2 protein-coding genes are annotated in these 5,425 nt (G+C 37.5%); both read right to left on the reverse strand.

What is annotated here, in order from left to right; all coding sequences use genetic code 11:
- Positions 1-25: 25 nt before the first annotated feature.
- Positions 26-997, reverse strand: a complete 972-nt coding sequence (locus B0A66_RS21180) for a PorP/SprF family type IX secretion system membrane protein (protein WP_089051845.1) — start codon at positions 995-997, stop codon at positions 26-28.
- 46 nt (positions 998-1,043) lie between these two features.
- A partial coding sequence (locus B0A66_RS21185; protein ID WP_133063745.1) for a T9SS type B sorting domain-containing protein occupies positions 1,044-5,425 on the reverse strand: 4,382 nt, incomplete at its 5' end.

Below are 5,425 nucleotides of genomic sequence, written 5' to 3' on the forward strand. Positions count from 1 at the left end.
CGATTATTTAGGACTAGTCAGATTTTTAATGTACAGGACCTTGAGTACATGGGCAGTTACTGATAGATCCTAAGAAATCAACTCCAATTGTAACCATGTGTGTACCTGAGTTATTACTTCCTAAATCATTAAAGAGCACCTGATAAGAATAACCAAAATAGAATTTAGATTTCATAAAACCTACCATAGGACCTGCCGATAATGGTTTTAACAACTGATCATTCAAAAAACGGTACGAAACCCCAATCCAGTAATAATCTTCATAGCGATTGTAACGTTTGTACTTGAAATTTAAATCCGTACTCGAACGCTGATCACTGACAAAATACTGGTAATAAACCGATGGTTCATACTCAATATTTCTATTTTCACCATCTTTAAAAGTATAACCGCTATAAAGTTGAAAGTTAGACAGTAAATCCGGCTCCACGCCTTTATATTTGTCAATATTTTTTCTTAAAACATTATTGGCATTAAGACTGGCAAAAAAATTCTCATAACGGTATAGCATACTGATATCAAAGTTGTTATTGGTCGTATACCTGTTATCCGTAATGGATGGATCTAAGATAGGCTGATTGGGTGTGCTGTTAAATTCATCAATATTGATATGAAAACTATTAAAGTTATACGAGATACCAAAAGACAAGTATTGCTTAGAATAATAATCTAAAATTAAGTGATGCGCAAAGGAAACCTTAGCCCCGGTTTGTCTGGTATACCCATTTTTATCGTTGTATACCGATATCCCGATTCCTGATCGATCCAGAATACGAAAATCAGCAAATAAAGATTGATTCTCAGGCGCATCTTTTATACCCACCCATTGTGTCAGACCATTGGCTCTAATTCTAAGATTATCACCAATACCGGCAAAAGCAGGAGAAAGAATAAAAGGATTATCCGCCAAATACTGTGTAAAGACCGGTAAGTTTAACTCTTGGCTGTAACCTGATGTTACAGCCATGAGTACTAAAGATATAATAAATTTTTTCATTGTGTTTTTTTTAGATGATATAATAGGATCTATTAATGTTTGCCGGTTATCTGTATAATGTGAAATGTCCAACAAACTCTCTATTATCTTTTACATCATTTAGCTTAAGAACATACCAGTAGTCTCCTGATGGCAATTCTTCACCATTGTATCTACCGTCCCATTTTTCTCCATAGTGGTAGTGTTTAATAACACGTCCATATCTATCGAAAATTGAAAATTCAAGGTTATTGTAAATATTGGTACAACCAGGACCCCAACCATCATAAACACCATCTCCGTTTGGAGTAAAATAATCATCAAGACAAACATCAACATATAAACCAGGAACAATAATCGTTGCTTCACAACCATTTTGATCTCTTACAATTACATGGTAATCTCCTGATTGATAAATTTTATACTTGTTTGAAGTAGTAAATGGTTCTCCGTTAAAACTGTATTCATATTTAGGCGCTCCTCCACTAGCTTTTACAGTAAGTACATTCATCTCTTTTGTCGCATCTATTGCTAATGTTAATGGTTCATACGATTCCACTAAAAATTGTTTTGAGAATTGGTAACAGCCATTATTATGAACAGCCGTTATGATATGATAACCAGGTGCTATATTGGTGAAGATGTTACTAATTTGAACGGTAGCCGGGTTTCCATCTAAATCATATTTTATAAGATTCGGATCTGTATTACTCTCATCTATTGTAACTTCTACTCTGTTAGCCTGTGCATTATTAACACATTCATAACTAACTGTAACTTTTGGTTCCAGCACTATTGGTAAAGGCATTTTTTCTGTGTATTCAGTAGTACAATTTTGAGCATCACGAATGTACACAATATGAGTTCCTCCATGGATACCATTAAAATCAAATACAGTCTGACCATTAGCTCCTGGAGTATAAGGACCTTTTTCACTGTCTAAGCTTACACTATAAGGCCCTGTACCTCCTGACACTTCAATACTAAAAGCTCCATTTTTATCACCTTTACAAAGCTCCGGAATCATTGAGCCGGGAACTTCGATAGTAATTATTGGATTAGGCTGGCTAACAACAACAGTAGTTGTTTCATAACATCCATTTTCATCTTGTGCCACTACGGTATAAGTACCTGCTGCTAATTTTTCAAATGTATTAGAATAAACAAATCGATTCAGCTTAGGCGAAATAGCATATTTTATAACTCCTGTTCCTCCTGAAGCGTTCACCACAATCTTACCATTGTTTTCTCCAAAACAAGTTACAGCTGTAGGTACAAAGGTTGCCTGAATTTTTGTTGCAGGTTCTGTAATAGTAATTAAAGCTGAACTTGCATCACAATCTACACTTGTTACTTTTACTACATAGGTTCCAACAAACAACTTTTCAAATCTTCCAGTGTTCTGAGCAGCTACTAAGACATTACCTGCGCCATCTTCAAGGGTGTAAGAATAGGCTCCCAAACCTCCTGTTGCATTAGCTACAATAACACCTGAATCATTACCATTACACTTAACTATTGCATTAGTAAGGTCTAAATTCACTACTAATGGCTGCAATGGAAGAATAGAAACTCCATTAGAAATAATAGCTACACATCCATTAGCATCTTTCACATAATATTGGTAGTTACCCACCGGAACTGAAAAAGTAACAGAACTCGCAAATGTTGTGGTACTATAATTAATACCATCTGCACTATAAGTATAAGGACCATTACCACCTGTCGCACTTAAAGTAAGCTCTGACTGGGTTAAACAAGTTTGTGTTTTTGATATTATTAAATATGGTCTTATTACTGTTGGCTCTGCAATAACAATATCAACAGAGGTAGCCGAACAATTAAATCCATCTGTAACAGTTATGGTATAAGTTCCTGCTCCCAGGCCACTGAAAACAGCACTCGATTGCGGACCTGAAACAATAACCGGTGTTACTGACGTTTTATTTAAAGTGTACAGATAATTACTTCCCTGTCCTCCTGTTGGTGGTGCAACTGTAATTACAGCTGTTCGGTCTCCAAAACAAGACAGCATCGGTGTGTTAACAGTAGCGATAACTACTATAGGTGCCGGAATAACCAGTGTTTCTGTTGTACTTATCACACAGCCATGACTGTCTTTGGCATTAATCGTATATACTCCTGCTCCAAGACCTGTAAAATGACCATTAGTTCGATAAGGAACTACAACTGCTCCATTTAAAACAAGTTCATACTCATAAGGTGCTCCCCAGCCTTGTGATGCTGATGCTGTGATTTCTCCGTCAGTACCCGGGATACAGGTGATAGCTGATGATGTAGTACTTAGAGCCAAAGCTGCTGCCGGCTGGGTGATACTAAATATTGTTGTTACCGTACACTGAGGGTTCGCTATAAGTGTCGCAGTAACAGTATACTGACCTGCAGACAGATTGGCAATAGTAATTGGACCTGCACTGGTGGTTGTTCCTGTAATAGTCGTAACTCCATCTGTTATAGTATAATCAAAAGGTCCTGATTTATCAACGGGAACAGGTAAATTATCCACAAAAGTTAATTCTACAACTCCATCGCTGGTACCATAACAAATCTCTTTGACTATTGTATTAGCCTTAATCTCAAAAGTATTAGGATCTGCAACATAATACGCTTGCTGTATACTACAGCCTGTTACCGGATTCAGAACAGTAATCATATAATTTCCTATTGTAAGACCTGTAAATACACCTGTAGTATTGGCTTGATTATAAGGGTTATTAGTTCCAACAACACTATAGTCTAACAATGCCGGTGTTCCTCCTGTAGTGGCAACCGAAACGGTAATTTCTTCGTTAGAAACACACGTTATTGGCACTTTCACTACATTTATAATATCTAATCCGATAAACGGATTAACTGTTACTGCTGTTGTAGCAGCAGCTGTACATCCTTTGTCATCAGTAACATTTACAATATAACTACCTCCTAAGAAATCAGATTCTGTATATAAGTTTTGTGCTCCTTTCTGAACAGCAACTCCATTTCTGATAAACTCATAGGTGTACACTCCTGAACCTCCTGTAACAGTTGCGGCTGTTACTGTTGCATAGTTCGATGCATTACTTCCTGCATTACAAGCATATTGTACTACTACCGGAGTAGCCACTACAATTAAAGCCGGCTCTGTAATCTGAATGGTAATCGCATCCTGACAAGCTCTACCGGAAGTTACCGTTACGGTATACGTTCCTGCCTCAAGGAGATCAAAATCAGGACTAACCTGATTTGGTCTTGTAACTGCAACTCCTGAAACTGTCGTACCTGTTAAACTATACTGGTAAACAGGATTATCATTTACACCCGGAGCGCTTGGCGCTAAACTTGCTGTAATACGGCCATCTGATCCTCCATTACAAGTTACATCAGTTTTAGCCAAAGCAAATCCTGTAATTAAAGTAGGCGATGAAACCACTACTGTTACATCAACACTACAACCTGTTACAGTATCAGTTACTCGCACAATATGGCTTCCCGCTACAACATTATTAAATACTGCAGGAGTTGTAGTTATAGCAGCTCCTCCATTTAAAGAGTAACTGTAATTAGCCATACCTGAACCTCCAGCAGCTGTAGCTGTTATACTACCGCCATTGACTACTGTACAAGTTGGTAATGCCGTAGCAATCGCATTTAATTGTAATGCCGGTAAAATAGTTACTAAAGCCGGTATTGTAACCTGACAGCCATTAGCATCTCTAACCGTTACATCATAACTTCCCGGTGCATTTACCACAAAAGTATTGCTGGTTTGAAAACCACTTCCCGGTATACTATATTCGAAAGGTCCAACTCCTGACCCTACATTTACTGTAAAGGTATATGTACCTGTTGCAGATGGACAATGACTCAGCACGTTTGCTGTGATATTACCTGGCAAAGGATCTACTGCTATTGCAAAAGAGAAACCATTTACACAATTATTAGCATCTTTCACATAAGCACTCCAATTCAATCCAAGAGCAGGATCTAAAAGAGCATTAAAATTGCTCGTATAATCTGCCGGTGTTGGTGTAACACCTGCTAAAACAAAAGCATATTGATAATTAGGAGTTCCTCCACTTGCTGTAACCGAAATCTGAGCTCCTGTATTACAAGTAGCATCTTGAAAATTAGTTATGCTAAATCCTAATGGCGCAGGCTGACCCACTGTTACCGAAGCATCTGCAAAACATCCTGTTATAGCATCTGTTACACGAACTGTGTAAGTACCTGCCGGTGCATTGGTTAAGAAAACTTCTTTTCCTGTTTGGGTTAAAGTTGCTGTAGCAGAACCTGCTATTAAGGCACTGGTATATGTTGTTGCAAAATTATCTACATCAAACTTAACTGAACCATTAGAATCTCCATTACAAAGAACATCATTGATCAATTGTCCTGTTATGGTAATATTCACTAAAGCAGCTACAGTATGTGTTATTTCATCTGTACAGC

The sequence above is a fragment of the Flavobacterium hercynium genome (assembly GCF_002217285.1).
Taxonomy (GTDB): Bacteria; Bacteroidota; Bacteroidia; order Flavobacteriales; family Flavobacteriaceae; genus Flavobacterium; species Flavobacterium hercynium.